The following is a 17,742-nucleotide window of genomic DNA, read 5'->3' on the forward strand; positions in this document are numbered from 1 at the left end:
GCCGGTCACCAGGCCGTAGGCTCCAGTACCGTGAGCCGGCGCGTCACCTGGGGAGGAACTGATACCCGTGCCTGTCATCGCCGACCCTTCGACCGTGCCGCTGACGCCCGTCGTCACCATCCTGCTGGGTGCCGATGGAAGCGTCAGCGTGAACGGCGAGGTGCTGCCCGCCGATGGTGATCCCCGGGTGGCCGGACTGGCCGAGGTACGGATCAAGGCCGCTTTCCTCGGGCGGCCCGTCCGGGTCATCGCCAAGGAGCCCGACGGGTCCGCCTGGGCCTTGATCGTGGATGTGGATGGAGCGGTGACCCCACTGGCCGAGCCGCACCCACGGCCCGAGGCGGAGATCCCGGCGCCCGCCCCCGCCCCCGCCGCCGCGCCTGCCCCCGTCCCCGCGCCCGCCCGGCCTCCGGCGCAGCCGGCGGCCGACTGGGACGCTCCGCTGCCCGCGGAGCACGCCGCGCGGTGGGACAGGATCCGGGCGGCCGAACAGCGGGGCGACCTGAGGTCCGCGGCGGCACTCGTCGCGGAGCTGGTCGGCGTGCTCACGCAGAGCCATGGCCCCGACCATCCGCTCACCCTCAACGCGCAGCTCACCGAGGCGTACTTCGCGCTGCTCGGCCGGGACCACGTCCGGGCGGCCCTCCTGTACGCGCACACGGCCCGCCGTATGGCGGCGGCCGGGGCGCCGCACGAGGCCGTTCAGAAGGCGGCCCGCAACGCCTACGCCAGCTGGAAAGAGGTGGCCGACCCCTCGGCCGCCCTCGAGGTCGGCCGGCACGTGCTGGCGATGTGGCACGAGGCCGCGGGGGAGGACCGCCGGCCCATCGCGTGGACGGAGCGCCGCCTGCGGGCCATCTCCGCGCGTATCGGGGACGGCGACGCAGCCCGCACCCCCTGAGCCGGCCCGGCGTGATCCGTGGCCGGTCCCAGAGGAGGGAGGCGTGCGTCAGACGGCCAGGGCCTGCTTGACCTGGGCCAGGCTGGGGTTGGTCATCACGACGTTCTGGCCACCGTTGGAGGGAACCACCAGGACCGTGGGAACGGTCTGGTTGCCCCCGTTGGCCTTCTCGACGAACGCGGCCGACTCGGGGTCCTGCTCGATGTTGATCTCGGTGTACGCGATGCCCTCGCGGTCCATCTGGCTCTTCAGCCGGCGGCAGTAGCCGCACCAGGTGGTGCTGTACATCGTGACGGATCCCTGCATCGTCTCGCGCTCCTCGGCGTTCACTGGTGGTGCGTTGTCCTTCAGCAGAACGTACGGCTTCGCGCCGCCATTCCCACACCCAGCCCGCACCCCGCACACCGCACCGGCGTCCCGCGCCCGCGGCCCCCACCCAGCACGTGTACGTATAAGCGGATGTACGTATAAGTACGACTGCGACTCCGGCCCTGTGGACAACCGTCACTCGGGCAACCGGCGACCTGGCAGCATGGCAGGGTGACAGCAGCAACGCACTCCACTCTCTTCCCGCAGGTCCCGCAGACGGCGGACGCGGTGCTCGACGGGCTGGACCCCGAGCAGCGCGAGGTGGCGACTGCCCTGCACGGTCCGGTGTGCGTGCTGGCGGGCGCCGGCACGGGCAAGACGCGCGCGATCACACACCGGATCGCGTACGGGGTGCGTGCGGGCATACTCCAGCCCGCCAGCGTGCTGGCCGTCACGTTCACCAACCGGGCGGCCGGTGAGATGCGCGGCCGGCTGCGGCAGCTCGGCGCGGGCGGCGTCCAGGCGCGCACCTTCCACTCGGCGGCCCTGCGCCAGCTGCAGTATTTCTGGCCGAAAGCCGTCGGTGGTGACCTGCCCCGGCTGCTGGAGCGCAAGGTCCAGCTGGTCGCCGAGGCGGCGGCCCGCTGCCGCGTCCGGCTCGACCGCAACGAGCTGCGCGACACCACGGGCGAGATCGAGTGGGCCAAGGTCACCCAGACCGTCCCCGCCGACTACCCCGCCGCCGTCGCCAAGTCCCTGCGCGACGCCCCACGCGACCCCGCCGAAATCGGCCAGATCTACGCCACGTACGAACAGCTCAAGCGCGACCGCGGAGCCATCGACTTCGAGGACGTCCTGCTGCTGACCGTCGGCATCCTCCAGGACCGGCACGACATCGCCGAGCAGATCCGCCACCAGTACCAGCACTTCGTGGTGGACGAGTACCAGGACGTCTCGCCGCTCCAGCAGCGGCTCCTCGACCTGTGGCTGGGGGACCGCGACAGCCTGTGCGTCGTCGGCGACGCCAGCCAGACGATCTACTCCTTCACCGGCGCCACCCCCGACCACCTGCTGAACTTCCGCACCCGCCACCCCAACGCCACCGTGGTGAAGCTGGTCCGCGACTACCGCTCCACCCCTCAGATCGTCCACCTCGCCAACGGCCTGCTCGGCCAGGCCCGTGGTCGCGCCGCCGAACACCGCCTGGAGCTGATCTCCCAGCGCGACCCCGGCCCCGAGCCCGCCTACACCGAGTACGCCGACGAGCCCGCCGAGGCCGAGGGCACCGCCCGGCGCATCCGTGACCTGATCGCCGCGGGCGTCCCGGCCGGCGAGATCGCCGTGCTGTACCGGATCAACGCCCAGTCCGAGATCTACGAGCAGGCCCTCGCCGACGCGGGCGTGCCCTACCAGCTGCGCGGCGCCGAGCGCTTCTTCGAGCGTGCGGAGGTACGCGAGGCGGGCGTCGCCCTGCGTGGCGCGGCCCGGGCGGGCGGCAACGACCCGCTGCTGGACGACGCCGGTGACCTGCCCTCGCAGGTGCGGGCGGTGCTGTCCACCAAGGGCTGGACCACCGAGCCCCCGGCCGGCTCCGGCGCGGTCCGCGACCGCTGGGAGTCGCTGGCCGCGCTCGTCCGGCTCGCCGAGGACTTCGCCCGCGCCCGGCCCGAGGCGACCCTCGGGGACCTGGTCGCCGAACTCGACGAGCGGGCCGCGGCCCAGCACGCCCCCACCGTCCAGGGCGTCACGCTCGCCTCCCTGCACGCGGCGAAGGGCCTGGAGTGGGACGCGGTGTTCCTGGTCGGCCTCACCGAGGGCATGATGCCGATCACGTACGCCAAGACCGATGAACAGGTCGAGGAGGAACGCCGCCTGCTGTACGTGGGCGTCACCCGCGCGCGGCTCCACCTCTGCCTGTCCTGGGCCCTCGCCCGCTCCCCGGGTGGCCGCGCCTCGCGCCGCCCGACCCGGTTCCTTTCGGGCCTGCGCCCCGGCTCCACCGCGCCGGGTGCCCGCACCGCAGGCGGAGGCGGCGGCGTCGAACGGGGCGGCGGGAGTGCCGACAGGCGGCGGGGCCGCCGTGGTCCGGTGCGCTGCCGCGTCTGCGGCGCGACACTCACCGACGCGGGCGAGATGAAGCTGACGCGCTGCGAGGACTGCCCCTCCGACATGGACGAGGCGCTGTACGAGCGGCTGCGGGAGTGGCGCTCGGAACAGGCCAAGCAGCTGGGCCAGCCCCCGTACTGCGTCTTCACGGACAAGACGTTGATGGCGATCGCCGAGGCGGTCCCGTCCACGGATGGGGAGTTGGCCCGCATCTCCGGTGTCGGCGCCCGCAAGCTCGACCGCTTCGGGGCCGACGTTCTCGCCATCTGTGCAGGTCAGGAACCTGGAGAGGGCGACGAGGAGGTCTGATGCGAACTCGTCGCAAAAATAGTTTGCGCCCGCCCCGGGAAGCCCCATAGGTTCTTAACCACGGAAACGGCGGCTTCTCCGAAGCCCTGTCTTCGTGCTGTACTTATCCGAATACGCGCGGGACCGGTTTCGACCGATCCCCCCCGAGACGCCGAGAGGAGGCGATTCCAGTGATCAGCATCAACACCAGCTTCGTCAGCACCGACAAAATGACCGATCGCTCGGTCGTCTCCGCCTGCTCGCTCGGCTTCTCCGGTCCGGCGTTCATCGGCACCGGTGTGTCCGGCTTCGCGGCCGTCCGCCCTGCCACGCTCCTGGCGGCTCTCCCCGTCCTGGAGCGCAATGAGCGACCGACCAAGGCACTGGAAGCAGGAGTAGCAGCAGGCGAGGCCAAGGCCTATGCCTTCGCGGCGACCGGTGCCGAAACCAAGACGCAGACGCAGCACCACCACATGATGTGGGCCTTCCGTGGGCTCGAACCCTGGAGCGATCCAGCCTGATCCAGCATCAGGCCGGCGCCTTCAGGGCCGCGGAACCCCACCCGGGATCCGCGGCCCTTCTGTTTTGCCCGAACGGGCGGAGCGGAGCGAAGGGGCCTCGGGACAAAGCAGAACCCGGTACCAGCCCACCGGCCAACCGGCCGGACCGACCAGACGAGGAAAACGACACCGTGCAACTCGAAGCGCACGCCCCGTCCGTACCGCCTTCCGAAACGATCCCCCCGCCCGGCCTCACGGAGGACTCCACCTTGACCGCCCTCACCCCCCTCACCGCGCTCACCGCGCTCGATGACGCCATCGAGAACCTCGGCGTACCCGTCCCGTGCCGTTCCTACGACCCGGAGGTCTTCTTCGCCGAGTCGCCGGCGGACGTCGAGTACGCCAAGTCCCTCTGCCGCACCTGCCCGCTCATGGCGGCCTGCCTCGCGGGCGCCAAGGAGCGCCGCGAGCCGTGGGGCGTCTGGGGCGGTGAGCTCTTCGTCCAGGGTGTGGTCGTCGCCCGCAAGCGGCCCCGTGGCCGCCCGCGCAAGAACCCGGTCACGGCATGAACGTCACGACCGGAACCATCGACCGCCCCCTCACGCACGATCCCCAGAAGCAGGCCCCGATGACCTCTTCCCCCAGCGAGCCGTCCGGCTCCGCGACCCCAGCCGTCACCACCTTCGGCGCGAACGCCTCGCGTCAGAACAGGAACCGTGAGATGCAACTCATCCAAGAAGCCCTGGCTCGTGCTCATATGCACGACCGCATGCGGGAAGCCGACGCGGAACGCCAGGCCGTGCGCCTGGTCGCCGCCCGGCGCATGCAGCGCCGCGCCGAGCGCGTGTCCCTGCGCGCCCGCCGCGCGCTGGCCATGGCCGTCATGAACTAAGTCACCCGGCAGAGCCACCCGGCAGCCAGAGCCACCCGGGCCGCGCCAGAGCCACCCGGCAAGCGACGCCACCGGCAACCGGCGCCACCCGGCGTTGACCCACTCGCGGGGGCCGGTCCTAACGGACCGGCCCCCGCGGTGCGTTGCGCGCGCCCACGGCCGCCGACGGAGTTATCGTCCCGTAGTGAACGACCAGACTTCTGACCCCGCGCAGCCGGGCGCGCAGAGCGTGGTGTGCTCCCGCTGCGGCAAGGCCGCCGACAGCCTCCCGGTGACCTGGACCTGTTCCGTCGAGGCCGGCACGCGCCACTACTTCTGCGACGACTGCGCCCGGGAAAACCTCAGAGCCATCGAGAGCAGACTCGACTCCGCCTGGTGGTGACCACCGCGGCCCACCGGCCGGACCGCGTCAGGCGTGCACCGTGGCCGCGACCACTTCCTCGTCGTCCTCGGGCAGGAAACCCGGCAGCCACGACTCGAGTTCGTCCCGCAGCCGTACCGTCGCGTTCAACTGGCACAGCACCCCGATTGTGCTCAACGTCACCCGGTGTATCAGCAAGTACGAGGGCGGCAGATTGAGCTGCTTGCCCAACTGGTGGGCAGGGGAGCGGATGTCGGCGATTCGGGCGGCCTGGGTGCGTATCCAGCCACGGCTGAAGGTGAACTCATCGGCCTCGGCCGGCTCGATGATCGGCAGCAGGTACTCCAGCACCGCGTCGGGGTCGAGTTCGATGGTCTCCCTGACGAACCCCTCCGCACAGAGCAGTTCGTACACCGTCTCCGCCTCGCCCCCCAGGGTCATCCGCAGACAGGTTCCGATGGTCTCCGGCAGGCCGCCCGGCAGCCGGTCCACGGTGCCGAAGTCCAGCACACCCAGCCGCCAGCACTCCGCGTCCTCGCCGCCGTCCGCGCCCGGCAACAGCCGGAAGTTGCCCGGATGCGGGTCCGCGTGCAGCAGCCCCGTGCGGGCGGGACCCGAGAACAGGAACCGCGCCAGCAACTGCCCCGCCCGGTCACGCTGCTCCGGCGTACCGTCCGCGATGACGTCCGCCAGCGGTATACCGTCGATCCACTCCGTCACCAGCACCTGATCGCACTGGTGCACCACATCCGGCACCACCACGTCCGGATCGTCCGCGAACTCCTCGGCGTGCTCCCGCTGGGCCTGGGCCTCCAGGCCGTAGTCCAGCTCCTCCGACACCCGGTCCCGGAGCTCGGTGATCAGCGGCTTGATGTCCATGCCCGGGATCAGCGGCCCCAGCAGCCGGGCGAACCGGCTCAGCTGCGCGAGGTCGGACAACAGCGCCTCACCCGCCCCGGGATACTGCACCTTCACGGCGACCTCACGCCCGTCGTGCCACACGGCCCGGTGCACCTGGCCTATCGACGCGGCCGCCGACGGCTTGTCCTGGAACTCCAGGAACAACTCCCGCCAGTCCTCGCCGAGCCGCTCCTCCAGCACCGAGTGGACCGTACGGGTCGGCATCGGTGGAGCCGCCTCCTGGAGCTTGGTCAGCGCCGCCCGGTAGGGCCCCGCGACCTCCTCCGGAAGGGCGGACTCGAAGACGGACAGCGCCTGCCCGAACTTCATCGCGCCCCCCTTCAGTTCGCCCAGCACGCGGAACAGCTGCTCCGCCGTGCGCTGTTGCAGCTCCCGCGTCACGATCTCCGCGGACTTGCCCCCGATCCGCTTGCCCAGCCCCCATGTGGCCCGGCCGGCGAAGCCCAATGGCAACGCGGCCAACTTGGCGGTACGGGTTACCGCCTTCCGGGGAAGATCAGACATACGCCCCTCCAGATCCCAGAAATCCGTGCCGCGTTTGCCCTCGGCGTCACTGCGTCGACCGCGGTTACCCCGCCATTGTGTCCTGCCCGCTCCCGGGCCCCGAGGCACGCTCCCCCTGTCCACCCCCGGCCGCCCCGCAGGGGCAGCCGACATGTGGTGACATCCGCTCCGAGCGCCACTCCAGCAACGGCAGCGAGGTCTCCCACCGGGTCCCCGTGCTCGCCGGCAGCTCCCCGTCCAGGAACGACAGCGCGTGCGCCGCCGCAAGGCCCGCCACCGCGGTCGCCAGGGCCAGATCACAGGCGGGCACCCTGCTCTGGCGCCCCGAACGCCACTGGGCCAGCATCCGCGGCCACGCCGGGTCACGATCGGACCGCTCCAGCTCCACACATCCCGCGCACGCCGTGCCGCCGGGCAGCACCAGCGGCCCCACCACACCCGTCGCCTCGATCACCCCCGCGTACAGATGAGGCGTGCCCGTGGCCACCCAGTCGTCGGCGGGCACCGGATCCGGCGCGTACGCCGCCAGGCCGTCCCGCGGAGCGACCACGACCAGCGACAGCCCGGGCTCCGACGCCGCCCCCCTCCCCGCCCGCACCGCGCGGGGCGCACGACCACCGGGCGCCGACCGCCCCACCAACCGCCGGGCCGCCGCGTCCCGCCGCTCACCGACCGCCTCGGCCGGCAGACCACCCGGAGCCACGTCCCACGGCTCCACGCACTCGCCGTCCAGCACGTCCACCCGGCCCACGCCCGAAGCGGACAACAGCGCCGCGACGCTCGCACCCACCCGTCCCGCACCCCGCACCTGCACCCGCATGCCATGCCGGGCCGCCAAGCGCCCTGCCGCACCGCCCGGCTCCCGGTGGACGACGGAGAGTGACGCCAGATCGGCGCGCAGCCGGTCGAGCGCGCCGTCCTCCTTCCGCAGCACCTCGGCCGCCGGACCACCGGCTGTCGCGTCGTCCAGCAGACCCGCCCCGGCCAGCCGGTCCAGCAGCGCCTCCAGCCGCCCGTCCGGCAGGCCCAGCGCCCGCGCCTCCTCGCGCAGCAGCCCCAGCCCCCGCGTTCCGTCGAACAGCGAGAGGAGGCTGCCCGTCGTCGTGTCCAATGGACCGACCACCACCGCATGCGCCGGCGCAGCGCCGAACTGCACGAACTGCAGATTCCGCCAGGCGCGCCGCAGCGCGGGCTTCACCATCGGATGCATAGCCGGCCCCCCGTTGTTCCCATCCGTCTTCGTCTTCGATTCGCGTCGGTCTTCGCGATCTCGTCGTCAGAATGCCCCGCGGCGACGGCGCCCGCCGAAAGTTATCCACACGGCTGGGGTGTTAATCGTTCAAATGGTGCAGGCTGTGGATGGATCAGGCGGGAAGCGTTCCGGAGGCGGGACTTCCCCCGCTGACAGCGGGTAACGTCGGGGCGTGCCCTCCGACCCACAGTGCAGTCCGACGAGCGACCCGCCCCGCGGCTCGGGGACGAGTGCCGTCGAGGTCCGAAGGAGCTCCCGGCGCAGCAGAACCGTCTCCGCCTACCGCGAGGGCGACCGGACCATCGTGCTGATCCCCGCCCGGATGTCGGAGGCGGAGGAGCGCCGCTGGGTGAGCGTGATGCTCGACAAGCTCGCCGCCCAGGAGAGCAGGCGCATCCTCGGCGACAGCGAGCTGGCCGAGCGAGCCGAGCGCCTGTCCGCCCAGTATTTCGACGGCAGGGCCCGGCCCACATCCGTCCGGTGGGTGACCAATCAGAACACCCGGTGGGGCTCCTGCACACCCGTGGAGGGCAGCATCCGCCTGTCGCACCGGTTGCAGGGCATGCCCGAGTACGTCGTCGATTACGTCCTCGTCCACGAACTGGCCCATCTCCTGGTGCCCGGCCATGGCCCGCGGTTCTGGCGGCTGCTGGAGGCCTATCCCCGTACCGAGCGGGCTCGCGGATACCTGGAAGGCGTGGTCGCGGCGGGCTGGCTGCCGCACCTGCCGGTCGCTCCCGCGGAGTGACATTCCCGATCCTGTACCGAAACCGTCCCGGCTTGGCTCATTGTCATCGCCAGCCGTTAGCCTGACGCGACGCATTCAAAATCGGGATGGGGGACGGTCGTTACGCATGGCCAGGGAATTCCAACGCGGCCACAAGGCCAAGATCAGCGATCTGACGCCCGGAACGGATCTGTACGTAGGAGTGCGGATCGCGGCTCCAGGGCTGTCCTTCGACATCAGCTGCTTCGGTCTCGACGCCAACGAGCAGCTCTCCGACGACCGGTATTTCATCTTCTTCAACCAGCCGAAGTCGCCCGAGGAGTCCGTCCAGCTGCTGGGCGCGCAGGCCGGTGACACCGAGTCCTTCCGGGTCACGCTCGACCGCATCCCGGCGCACATCCATAAGTTGTCGTTCACCGCGACGATCGACGGTCCCGGACAGATGTCCCAGGTGGGCCCCGGTTACCTCCGTATCGTCGCGGGCGGCGAGGAGGTGGGCCGGTACGCGTTCGACGGCTCGGAGTTCAGTACCGAGCGCGCGGTGATGCTGGGGGACTTCTACCTCAAGGACGTGTGGCGGTTCGCCGCCGTGGGGCAGGGCTTCGACGGCGGGCTGGAGGCACTGCTCAAGAACTTCGGCGGCGAGGTCGCCGAGGAGGAGCAGGCCGCCCCGCAGCAGACCCAGGCCGCCGCGCCGTCCTTCGCTCCGCCGTCCTTCGCTCCGCCCGCCGCGCCCGCCGCGCCCGCCACTCCCCAGGCGCCGCAGCCCGCCCCGTCGTTCGGCGCTCCCGCCGCGCCCGCGCCGGCACCCGCACCGGCCCCCACAGCCCCGTCGTTCGGCGCTCCCGCGCACACGCCGCAGCCTCCGGCTCCCGCGCCGCAGCCCATGCACGCCGCGCCCACGATGGCGGCCCCGATAGCCCCTCCGGCCGCGCCCACCCCACCGGCCCCGCCGTCCCCCTACGGCCAACCGCCGCATGCGCCGCAACCGCCCCAGCAGCCGCAGTCCGGCCAGATCCCCGGCCAGACCATGCCGTACGGGCAGCCGGCCCACGCGCCGTCCCCGTACGGCCAGCAGCCGCCCGTCGGCATGCCACCCGGCGGAGCGCCCCACGGCATTCCTCAAGGCGTCCCTCACGGCGTTCCCCAGGGCGTCCCGCAGGGCGGCGCCGGGCTGGAGGCCGCCCTCCAGAAGTACCGCGAGACCGCCACCGGGCAGCGGTGGACTCCGCAGAACCAGCAGCTCATGCGCGTCGATCTCGCCATGGGCGGCACGCCCGTCCTCGCCCGGCAGGGCAGCATGGTCATGTACCAGGGCAAGGTGGAATTCGGTTACAAGGGCGCCGGTTTCTCGGGACGCATGGTCGGCAACGCCACCGGCCAGGAGATGCAGCTGATGCGCTGCACCGGCCGCGGCCAGGTCTTCCTCGCCGAGAACGGCGCCCATCTGCACCCCATCGAGCTCCAGGGCGACGGCATCTGCGTCTCGGCCGAGAACGTGCTCGCCTACGACGAGTCGCTGCAGTGCGAGGTCCGCCGCATCGAAGGACACGGCATCCCCGGCGGGGCGCTGTTCACCATGCAGTTCCAGGGCACCGGCACGGTGGTCGTCAAGACGCACGGCATCCCCGTCGTCCTGCCGGTCACGCCCACCACCTTCGCCGACTGCAACGCCGTCGTCGCGTGGTCGGCCGCGTCCCAGGTGATCCTCTCCAGCCAGGTCCGGCTGCGCCGCAACGCCTATCCCGGCCACAGCGGAGAGACCGTCAACCTCCAGTTCCGGGGCGCCCCCGGCAACTTCATCGTCGTCCAGCCCTACGAGGTCTGAGGGAGCCCGAACAGTGAACCAGCAGCTCGCGGGCTTCGCCCCGACCCCCGTCGCCGCCCGGATGGAGAACCACGGCCGCCACATGCTCAAGGTCGCCATGGCCTCCGGCCAGGACCTGTACGCACGTACCGGCTCGATGGTGTCCTACGAGGGCTTCATCCAGTACGAGCCCAACCCGCCCGCCGTACGCCAGATCGCCTCCCAGTGGGCGACCGGTGAGGGCGCGCCCCTCATGAAGTGCTCCGGCGACGGACTGCTCTACCTCGCCGACTACGGCGCGGACGTCGTCGTCATCAATCTCAGCAACGACTCGCTGTGCGTCAACGGCACCAATGTGCTGGCCTTCGACGCGCACCTCCAGTGGGGGGTCGAAAGGGTCAAAGGCCTGGCGAAGTTCGCCGGCCAGGGCCTGTGGAACGTCCAGATCGCGGGCGCCGGATGGGTCGCCCTCACCTCGCGCGGCACGCCGATCGTCGTCGACTGCGGCCGGGGCGAGGACGAGACGTACGTCGACCCGGACGCGCTCGTCGCCTGGTCGCCGTCGCTCAAGGTGAAGGGCAAGCGCAGCTTCAAGGCCTCCTCCCTGATCGGGCGGGGCAGCGGGGAGGCGTACCAGATGGCCTTCTCCGGGCAGGGCATCGTCGTCGTACAGCCGAGCGAGGACAGCACCGACCGTCTGCGGATCCGGGGCTGAGGGGGAGCGAGAACCACCATGCAGAGCCCGCTTTTCAGCCACACCGAACAGCAGACCCAGGAGCGGTACGTCGTCCAGAACCCGCAGCTCCTGCGGGTCGCCCTCACCGGGCACGACGACGTCCTCGCCCGCAAGGGCGCCATGGTCGCCTACCAGGGCCTGATCGACTTCGACGGCGAGTACGGGAACAACAGCCAGCGCCGCGCGCGTGCCCACACCGGTGAGGGCCTGGACCTGATGCGCTGCTCGGGGCAGGGCACCGTCTACTTCGCCAACCTCGCCCAGTACATCCACGTCGTGGACGTCGACCAGGAGGGCCTGACCGTCGACAGCGCCTATGTGCTGGCGCTGGACTCCACACTGCACACCGAAGTCATCGCCGTGGACAGCCAGTACGGCATCTCCGGCTCCGGCAAGTACCAGCTGAACATCTCCGGCCGGGGCAAGGTCGCCCTGATGACCTCCGGCCAGCCGCTGATGATGCAGGTCACTCCCGACAAGTACGTCAGTGTCGACGCCGACGCGATCGTCGCCTGGTCCTCCGCCCTGCGTGTGCAGATGCAGGCACAGACGCACTCCTCACAAGTGCGCCGCCGCCGCGGCAACACGGGGGAGGGCTGGGAGCTCAGCTTCCTGGGGCAGGGGTTCGCGCTCGTGCAGCCCAGTGAGGTCATGCCGCCGCAGAACGCGGAGATCGGACAGGGGCTGGGCGCCCAGTTCGGTGCGGGCCGGCACGGCTCCCACGCCCAGAACCAGAACAACGCCTGGAACTGAGCAGCTGTAAGGGGCGACCGCCATGGCGACCGCCCCTTACACCCCGCTCTAGAGCGCCGCGCGCGCCGCCTCGACCAGCCGTACGACCGACGCGTCGGCCACGTCCGACACCTCGTCGTACCGGAACCAGCGCAGGTCCAGCGACTCGTCGCTGATCGCCTCCACCGCGTCGGGCGGCGCGACCGCGACGTACTGCACATCCAGGTGCCAGTGGCAGGGCGCCGGGATCGCGTGCCGGTCCAGTCGCGCGGGGCCGCCGGCGAGCAGCGCCAGGCCGGGGATCCCGGATTCCTCGGTGGCCTCGCGCAGCGCCGCGCCGGCCACCGTCGTGTCACCGGGCTCGCAGTGGCCGCCCATCTGCAGCCACATCCCGAGCTTCTTGTGCAGGGTCAGCAGGACCCGGCCGCGCCCCGGGTCGGCCACCAGCGCGCTCGCCGTCAGGTGCCCGGCCTCGCACGCCTTCCACATCCCGTCCGGGTGGGCCGCCAGATGGTCCAGGTAGACCTGCCGCAGCTCCGGCTGGTCCTCGTACGCCTCCAGTACGAGGAGGGCGTCATCGCGCAGGCTCACTTGTCGGTGTCGTCCTTGCCCTGGTCCGGCTCGTCCCGCTCGTCCCGCCCGGCCGCCTCACCGAGCATCTTGTCCAGCTCCGAGAAGTCCAGGTGCTCGCGGTGCACGAAGCCGTCCGGGTCGTCGAGGTCGGAGGCAGTCGGCAGCATGTCCGGGTGGGCCCACAGGCCGTCCCGGCCGTCGACGCCGCGCGCGTCTGTGAGGGACGCCCACAGCCGCGACGCGTCCCGCAGCCGGCGCGGCCGCAGCTCCAGGCCGATCAGCGTGGCGAACGTCTGCTCGGCCGGACCACCCGAGGCGCGGCGCCTGCGCAGCGTCTCGCGCAGCGCGTCCGCGGACGTCAGACGCGTCTTGGCGGCCTCGTGCACCACCGCGTCCACCCAGCCCTCGACCAGCGCGAGCGCCGTCTCCAGACGCGCCAGCGCGGCCTTCTGCTCCGGCGTGTCCTCCGGCTGGAACATGCCCTGCTGAAGGGCCTCCTGAAGCTGCTCGGGGTTCGACGGGTCGAGACCGCTGACCGCGTCCTCCAGCTTGGTGGTGTCAACCTTGATCCCGCGCGCGTACCCCTCGACCGCACCGAACAGGTGCGAGCGCAGCCACGGCACATGCGCGAAGAGCCGCTGGTGGGCGGCCTCACGCAGGGCCAGGTACAGCCGGACCTCGTCCTTCGGCACGCCCAGGTCCTTGCCGAACCTCTCCACGTTCAGCGGCAGCAGCGCGGCCTTGCCGGCCGGTCCCAGCGGCAGCCCGATGTCGGTCGAACCGACCACCTCACCGGCCAGTACGCCCACGGCCTGCCCGATCTGCTGACCGAACATGGCGCCGCCCATGGAGCGCATCATGCCGATCAGCGGGCCGGCCATGGCCTGCATCTCCTCGGGCAGTATGTCGCTCATGGCCGCGCCGACCCGCTCCGCGACCGGGTCCACCAGCTGCTGCCAGGCCGGCAGCGTCGCCTCGACCCACTCCGCGCGGCTCCACGCCACGGCGGTGCTCGCCCCGGAGGGCAGGGACGTCGCGCCGTCCAGCCACAGGTCGGCCAGGCGCACGGCCTCCTCGACGGCCGCCCGCTCGGCCGGGCCGACGCTGGCGTCCTTCGTGCCGTCCGGCGTGCCCTGGGAGACCGTCTGGCGGGCGATCTGCTTGGCCATGTCCCAGTTGACGGGACCGCCCTCATAGCTCAGCATCTGGCCCAGCTGCTGGAAGGCCGCCCCCAGGTCCGTGGGGTTCAGCGAACCGAACATCGCGGCGAACGGATTGTCCGAGCCGCCCGGCAGGCCGCCGAACGACCCGAAGGGGTTCCCACCGGCACCCTTGTCACCTTCGGCGGGTCCCTTCTTCTTGCCTTCGTCGCCGTCCTCCGGCTCCTCCGGCGGAAGGCCGAATCCGAATGGGCTGTCACTCACGGGGTTCCTCGGCTCGTAGGGCCACCGGCTTCCTGCCGGCGGCGGCTGCCCGACAACACGACCAGCGTAGACACCCGAGCCGGATATGGGCTCGGTGCTCCACAGGGTCACGGCCTGCGGCAGGATGGACGCCACCTGGTACGTACGCGTCATTCACGTACGTACTGAAGACAACCGCTGGAGACGCCCGGTGAGTTCCCCAGATCCGCAGGTTCGCGCAACGCACAGCGCTGAAGTTCGCCACAGGCGAAACAACTCAACCCAGTCCGCAGGCCGCCGCCCCGTCGTCGCGGTCACCGGTGCCGCGGCCGGCGTCGGTGAGCTGCTGACCCGGCGCCTCGCCGCCTCCGAGGAGGTCAAGCAGGTCATCGCCATCGACGAGCGCCGCGGTGAGGTCCCCGAGGCCCACTGGCACATCCTGGACGTGCGCGATCCGGCCATCGCCGAGAAGCTGCGGGGCGCGGACGTCGTCGTGCACCTGGCGCTCGACCTGGACCTGGAGACCGACGCGGCCGCCCGCACCGCGTACAACGTACGCGGCACCCAGACCGTGCTGACCGCCGCCGCGGCCGCCGGTGTCCACCGGGTCGTGCTGTGCACCTCCGCGATGGTGTACGGGGCGCTGCCCGACAACGACATCCCGCTGTCCGAGGACGCCGAGCTGCGGGCCACGGCCGAGGCCACCGGTGTCGGCGACCTGCTGGAGATCGAGCGCCTGGCCCGCCGCGCGCCCCGTGCGCACCCCGGCCTGAACGTCACCGTCGTACGGCCCGCCGTCCTGGTGGGCGGTACGGACACGGCGCTGACCCGGTACTTCGAGTCGCCCCGGCTGCTGGTGGTCGCCGGGTCGCGTCCGGCCTGGCAGTTCTGCCATGTCGAGGACCTGGTCAGCGCGCTGGAGTACGCGGCGCTGGAGAAGGTCGAGGGCGAGTTCGCGGTCGGCTGCGACGGCTGGCTGGAGCAGGAGGAGGTCGAGGAGCTGAGCGGTATCCGGCGCATGGAGCTGCCCTCCGCGGTGGCGCTGGGCGCGGCGGCCCGGCTGCACCGGATCGGCCTCACCCCGTCGCCGGCCGGTGACCTCGCGTACACGATGCACCCGTGGGTGGTCAGCGTTGGGCGCCTGCACGACGCCGGCTGGCGGCCGCAGTGGACCAACGAGGAGGTGCTCGCCGCGCTCCTGGAGGAGGTGGAGGGCCGCCACACGGTCGCGGGTCGCCGCCTGGGGCGCAAGGACGCCACCGCGGCGGGCGCAGCGGGCGCGACGGTCGCCCTGCTCGGCACGGCCGCGCTGGTACGCCGGGCCCGCAAGCGGCGCGGCCTGTAGGAGGCGGCCTGTAGGAGGCTCCAACGCGCGCGTGGGCGGGCAGGTCGAAAACGCTATTCCGGATGTCAGTGCCGTACGGCACGATGGGCGGCATGGCACCCACGTACGACCACCCCGGCGAGCGCGCGGCGGCGGACCCGATCCGGCTGCTGGCGATACGCGACACCGCGCTCTCCCTCGACGAGGTCTTCCGCGCGGTCGGCGACGACTCGGCCGGAGGCACCGCGCTCTTCGTGGGCACCGTGCGCGACCACGACGGTGGCGCCGACGTCGACGCCCTCGGGTACTCCAGCCACCCCACGGCCGAGGCCGAGCTGCGGCGGGTGGCCGAGAAGGTCGTCGCCGACTTTCCGGTACGCGCGCTGGCGGCCGTGCACCGGGTGGGCGACCTGGCCGTCGGCGACCTGGCCGTCGTCGTGGCCGTGTCGTGCCCGCACCGCGCGGAGGCCTTCGCGGCCTGCCGCAAGCTGATAGACGACCTCAAGCACGAGGTGCCGATCTGGAAGCACCAGCGCTTCTCGGACGGCACGGAGGAGTGGGTCGGCGCCTGCTGAGCGGACCCGGACGGTGGCTCCGAACGGTGGCCTCGAACGGTTGGCCCGGACGGTGGACCCGGACGGTGGTCAAGCGTCCGATTTGCGTAACCGGACCCCTGGCGTGAGCGTTGAACCTACGGATCGTTAATCTGCTGATCAGTCGGTCGCGTGGCGCTCGGCGCTAAGGGGACGGGAGGTCGTGATGGCAGTTCTGACCTGGTTGCTGATTCCGCTGTTCGCTGCCATCGGGGCCGCGATATGGGGCAGCTGGGCCTCGCGTGACCGGACCACCGGCGATGTGGCGGAGCTGGCCGGTTACGCCCGATTCCGCGAGGTGATGGAGCGGTCCGACTCCGGCAGCGGCCCGGCCTGACGCTCCCCCCCGTACGGACCGGCCCCAGGGGTGCACGGACACACGCGTCCCGTACTGTCGTTCCATGCCACGCCGCACTGCGACGATGCTCGCCTCCACCCTCGTCCTCATCGCGCTGCTCTGCGCAGGCGTGTTCTTTCCGGTGCCCTACTCGGAGATGAGCCCGGGGCCGACGGTCAACACTCTCGGCGAGGCGGACGGCGAGCCGGTGCTGCAGATCTCCGGCCACCAGACCTACCCCACGACCGGGCATCTCAATATGACGACGGTCAGGGTCACCGGGGCGGACTACAGGATGAACCTGGTCGAGGCGGTGTACGGGTGGCTCGCCCACGACAGTGTCGTGGTGCCCCACGAGACGCTCTACCCGAACGGCAAGACCGAGGAGCAGTCCACCCAGGAGAACGCCGAGGAGTTCAGCCAGTCCCAGGAGAGCGCCAAGGTCGCCGCGCTGCGGCAGCTCGGCATGCCGGTGGCGTCGCGCGTGGTCGTCGCCTCCGTACAGAAGGACAGCCCCGCCGAGGGCACCCTGCACGCCGGCGATGTGATCAAGGACGTGGACGGTACGGCGGTCAAGCAGCCGCAGGACGTGGCCAAGCTCGTCACCAAGCACAAGCCGGGCGAGCCCGTGACCTTCACCATCGTCCCGGCGAAGGAGGCGGAGGCCGCGGAGAAGGCGCGCCGGGAGCCCACCGCGACGCAGCGGGTCACCATCACCACCAAGAAGTCCGACGAGGGTGACCGCGCGATCGTCGGCATCAAGGCGGGCACCGATCACACGTTCCCGTTCACGATCGATATCAAGCTGGCGGATGTGGGCGGCCCCAGTGCGGGCCTGATGTTCTCCCTGGGCATCGTCGACAAGCTGACCCGCGGTGATCTGACCGGCGGCAGGTTCGTCGCGGGCACCGGCACCATCGACGACGAGGGCAAGGTCGGCCCCATCGGCGGTATCGAGATGAAGCTGGTCGGCGCGCGGGACGCGGGCGCGAGGTACTTCCTGACGCCCGCCGACAACTGCGCCGCGGCGGCCTCCGACACTCCGGACGGCCTGACCCTGATCAAGGTCGGGACCATCAAGGACGCCGTGAAGGCGCTGGAAAAGGTCCGCCAGGGCGCCACGACCGGCCTCCCCACCTGCTCGCCGAACTGAGCGGAAAGACCGCTCGGCGCCCGGGCCACCGCGAGTGAAGCGGCGCCGGGCCGCCGCATGGCACAGCGACGCGCACCCCCAGCCCGCCGCCGTCGCGGGCCCGGCGAGCGAGCACACACGCCGCCACGCGCTCACACCGCGACGGGGCCCAGGGCCGCCGGCGGCGGCCAGCTCGTCCCCGGGCGCACCGCGACGCTCATCTCCCACGACCGGTTCTTCATCGAGCGGACGACGGACAGGACGTACGCGCTCCTCGGCGACGCCACGCTGCGCATGCTGCCGCGCGGTATCGACGAGTACCTGGAGCGGCGCCAGAGGATGAT

20 protein-coding genes are annotated in these 17,742 nt (G+C 71.6%); 15 read left to right on the forward strand and 5 right to left on the reverse strand.

Features of this window, described 5'->3' with window-relative positions:
* The first annotated feature begins 67 nt into the window (after positions 1-67).
* Complete coding sequence (locus tag QWM81_RS11375; protein ID WP_290111715.1) at positions 68-901, forward strand: hypothetical protein; 834 nt, start codon at positions 68-70, stop codon at positions 899-901.
* A 48-nt stretch (positions 902-949) separates the two neighbouring features.
* Here the strand turns inward: QWM81_RS11375 and QWM81_RS11380 are convergent, their stop codons facing one another.
* Complete coding sequence (locus QWM81_RS11380) at positions 950-1,207, reverse strand: mycoredoxin (protein WP_290111716.1); 258 nt, start codon at positions 1,205-1,207, stop codon at positions 950-952.
* Positions 1,208-1,441: 234 nt separating this feature from the next.
* On the opposite strand from QWM81_RS11380, the gene QWM81_RS11385 reads away from it, so the two are divergent.
* From QWM81_RS11385 to QWM81_RS11405, 5 genes are all read left to right on the forward strand, one after another.
* Positions 1,442-3,625, forward strand: coding sequence for an ATP-dependent DNA helicase UvrD2 (locus QWM81_RS11385; protein WP_290111717.1), 2,184 nt, complete (start codon positions 1,442-1,444; stop codon positions 3,623-3,625).
* 170 nt (positions 3,626-3,795) lie between these two features.
* On the forward strand, positions 3,796-4,125 hold the full coding sequence (locus QWM81_RS11390; protein ID WP_290111718.1) for a hypothetical protein: 330 nt from the start codon (positions 3,796-3,798) through the stop codon (positions 4,123-4,125).
* A gap of 170 nt (positions 4,126-4,295) precedes the next feature.
* Positions 4,296-4,673: a WhiB family transcriptional regulator gene (locus QWM81_RS11395; RefSeq protein WP_290111719.1), complete on the forward strand. Its 378-nt coding sequence runs from the start codon at positions 4,296-4,298 to the stop codon at positions 4,671-4,673.
* Positions 4,670-4,996, forward strand: coding sequence for a putative WhiB-interacting protein (locus QWM81_RS11400; RefSeq protein WP_290111720.1), 327 nt, complete (start codon positions 4,670-4,672; stop codon positions 4,994-4,996). The genes QWM81_RS11395 and QWM81_RS11400 overlap by 4 nt, the downstream gene beginning before the upstream one ends.
* A gap of 184 nt (positions 4,997-5,180) precedes the next feature.
* On the forward strand, positions 5,181-5,378 hold the full coding sequence (locus QWM81_RS11405) for a hypothetical protein (protein ID WP_290111721.1): 198 nt from the start codon (positions 5,181-5,183) through the stop codon (positions 5,376-5,378).
* Between the two features lie 27 nt (positions 5,379-5,405).
* Here QWM81_RS11405 and QWM81_RS11410 read toward each other — a convergent pair whose 3' ends face one another.
* Positions 5,406-6,782: an ABC1 kinase family protein gene (locus tag QWM81_RS11410; RefSeq protein ID WP_290111722.1), complete on the reverse strand. Its 1,377-nt coding sequence runs from the start codon at positions 6,780-6,782 to the stop codon at positions 5,406-5,408.
* 64 nt (positions 6,783-6,846) lie between these two features.
* Positions 6,847-7,992, reverse strand: coding sequence for a ThiF family adenylyltransferase (locus QWM81_RS11415; RefSeq protein WP_290111723.1), 1,146 nt, complete (start codon positions 7,990-7,992; stop codon positions 6,847-6,849).
* Between the two features lie 214 nt (positions 7,993-8,206).
* Between QWM81_RS11415 and QWM81_RS11420 the strand changes: the two genes are divergently transcribed.
* The 4 genes from QWM81_RS11420 to QWM81_RS11435 all read left to right on the forward strand — a co-directional run bounded on the left by QWM81_RS11420 (position 8,207) and on the right by QWM81_RS11435 (position 12,057).
* Positions 8,207-8,782 (forward strand): M48 metallopeptidase family protein, encoded by a 576-nt coding sequence (locus tag QWM81_RS11420; RefSeq protein WP_290111724.1) that lies wholly within the window; start codon positions 8,207-8,209, stop codon positions 8,780-8,782.
* 106 nt (positions 8,783-8,888) lie between these two features.
* A complete protein-coding gene (locus QWM81_RS11425; protein WP_290111725.1) occupies positions 8,889-10,589 on the forward strand; it encodes a TerD family protein in 1,701 nt (566 codons plus the stop codon).
* A 13-nt stretch (positions 10,590-10,602) separates the two neighbouring features.
* Complete coding sequence (locus QWM81_RS11430; RefSeq protein ID WP_290111726.1) at positions 10,603-11,283, forward strand: AIM24 family protein; 681 nt, start codon at positions 10,603-10,605, stop codon at positions 11,281-11,283.
* 18 nt (positions 11,284-11,301) lie between these two features.
* Positions 11,302-12,057, forward strand: a complete 756-nt coding sequence (locus QWM81_RS11435) for an AIM24 family protein (RefSeq protein ID WP_290111727.1) — start codon at positions 11,302-11,304, stop codon at positions 12,055-12,057.
* A 48-nt stretch (positions 12,058-12,105) separates the two neighbouring features.
* Here QWM81_RS11435 and QWM81_RS11440 read toward each other — a convergent pair whose 3' ends face one another.
* Both QWM81_RS11440 and QWM81_RS11445 read right to left on the reverse strand, forming a co-directional pair.
* The gene (locus tag QWM81_RS11440) at positions 12,106-12,627 is read right to left on the reverse strand and encodes an NUDIX hydrolase (RefSeq protein ID WP_290111728.1); all 522 of its coding nucleotides are present in this window, start codon (positions 12,625-12,627) and stop codon (positions 12,106-12,108) included.
* Entirely contained in the window at positions 12,624-14,033 is a 1,410-nt protein-coding gene (locus tag QWM81_RS11445; RefSeq protein WP_290111729.1) for a zinc-dependent metalloprotease, read from the reverse strand. Before QWM81_RS11445 ends, QWM81_RS11440 begins: the two co-directional genes overlap by 4 nt.
* Positions 14,034-14,223: 190 nt before the next feature.
* On the opposite strand from QWM81_RS11445, the gene QWM81_RS11450 reads away from it, so the two are divergent.
* The 5 genes from QWM81_RS11450 to QWM81_RS11470 all read left to right on the forward strand — a co-directional run.
* Positions 14,224-15,357 (forward strand): SDR family oxidoreductase, encoded by a 1,134-nt coding sequence (locus QWM81_RS11450; RefSeq protein WP_435372353.1) that lies wholly within the window; start codon positions 14,224-14,226, stop codon positions 15,355-15,357.
* Positions 15,358-15,449: 92 nt separating this feature from the next.
* Positions 15,450-15,911, forward strand: a complete 462-nt coding sequence (locus tag QWM81_RS11455; RefSeq protein ID WP_290111735.1) for a molybdenum cofactor biosynthesis protein MoaE — start codon at positions 15,450-15,452, stop codon at positions 15,909-15,911.
* Between the two features lie 184 nt (positions 15,912-16,095).
* Positions 16,096-16,266, forward strand: a complete 171-nt coding sequence (locus tag QWM81_RS11460; RefSeq protein WP_290111730.1) for a hypothetical protein — start codon at positions 16,096-16,098, stop codon at positions 16,264-16,266.
* Positions 16,267-16,330: 64 nt separating this feature from the next.
* On the forward strand, positions 16,331-17,419 hold the full coding sequence (locus QWM81_RS11465; protein ID WP_290111731.1) for a YlbL family protein: 1,089 nt from the start codon (positions 16,331-16,333) through the stop codon (positions 17,417-17,419).
* Between the two features lie 57 nt (positions 17,420-17,476).
* On the forward strand, positions 17,477-17,742 hold a 266-nt coding region (locus tag QWM81_RS11470), incomplete at its 3' end, for a hypothetical protein (protein WP_290111736.1).

Source organism: Streptomyces ficellus (assembly GCF_030406405.1).
Lineage (GTDB): Bacteria > Actinomycetota > Actinomycetes > Streptomycetales > Streptomycetaceae > Streptomyces > Streptomyces ficellus_B.

Coding starts and splice junctions, on each gene's coding strand:
- QWM81_RS11435 (WP_290111727.1), top strand. CDS start 11,302: ATGCAGAGCCCGCTTTTCAGCCACACCGAACAGCAGACCCAGGAGCGG.
- QWM81_RS11465 (WP_290111731.1), top strand. CDS start 16,331: ATGCCACGCCGCACTGCGACGATGCTCGCCTCCACCCTCGTCCTCATC.
- QWM81_RS11425 (WP_290111725.1), top strand. CDS start 8,889: ATGGCCAGGGAATTCCAACGCGGCCACAAGGCCAAGATCAGCGATCTG.
- QWM81_RS11415 (WP_290111723.1), bottom strand. CDS start 7,992: ATGCATCCGATGGTGAAGCCCGCGCTGCGGCGCGCCTGGCGGAATCTG.
- QWM81_RS11460 (WP_290111730.1), top strand. CDS start 16,096: ATGGCAGTTCTGACCTGGTTGCTGATTCCGCTGTTCGCTGCCATCGGG.
- QWM81_RS11400 (WP_290111720.1), top strand. CDS start 4,670: ATGAACGTCACGACCGGAACCATCGACCGCCCCCTCACGCACGATCCC.
- QWM81_RS11455 (WP_290111735.1), top strand. CDS start 15,450: ATGGCACCCACGTACGACCACCCCGGCGAGCGCGCGGCGGCGGACCCG.
- QWM81_RS11410 (WP_290111722.1), bottom strand. CDS start 6,782: ATGTCTGATCTTCCCCGGAAGGCGGTAACCCGTACCGCCAAGTTGGCC.
- QWM81_RS11380 (WP_290111716.1), bottom strand. CDS start 1,207: ATGCAGGGATCCGTCACGATGTACAGCACCACCTGGTGCGGCTACTGC.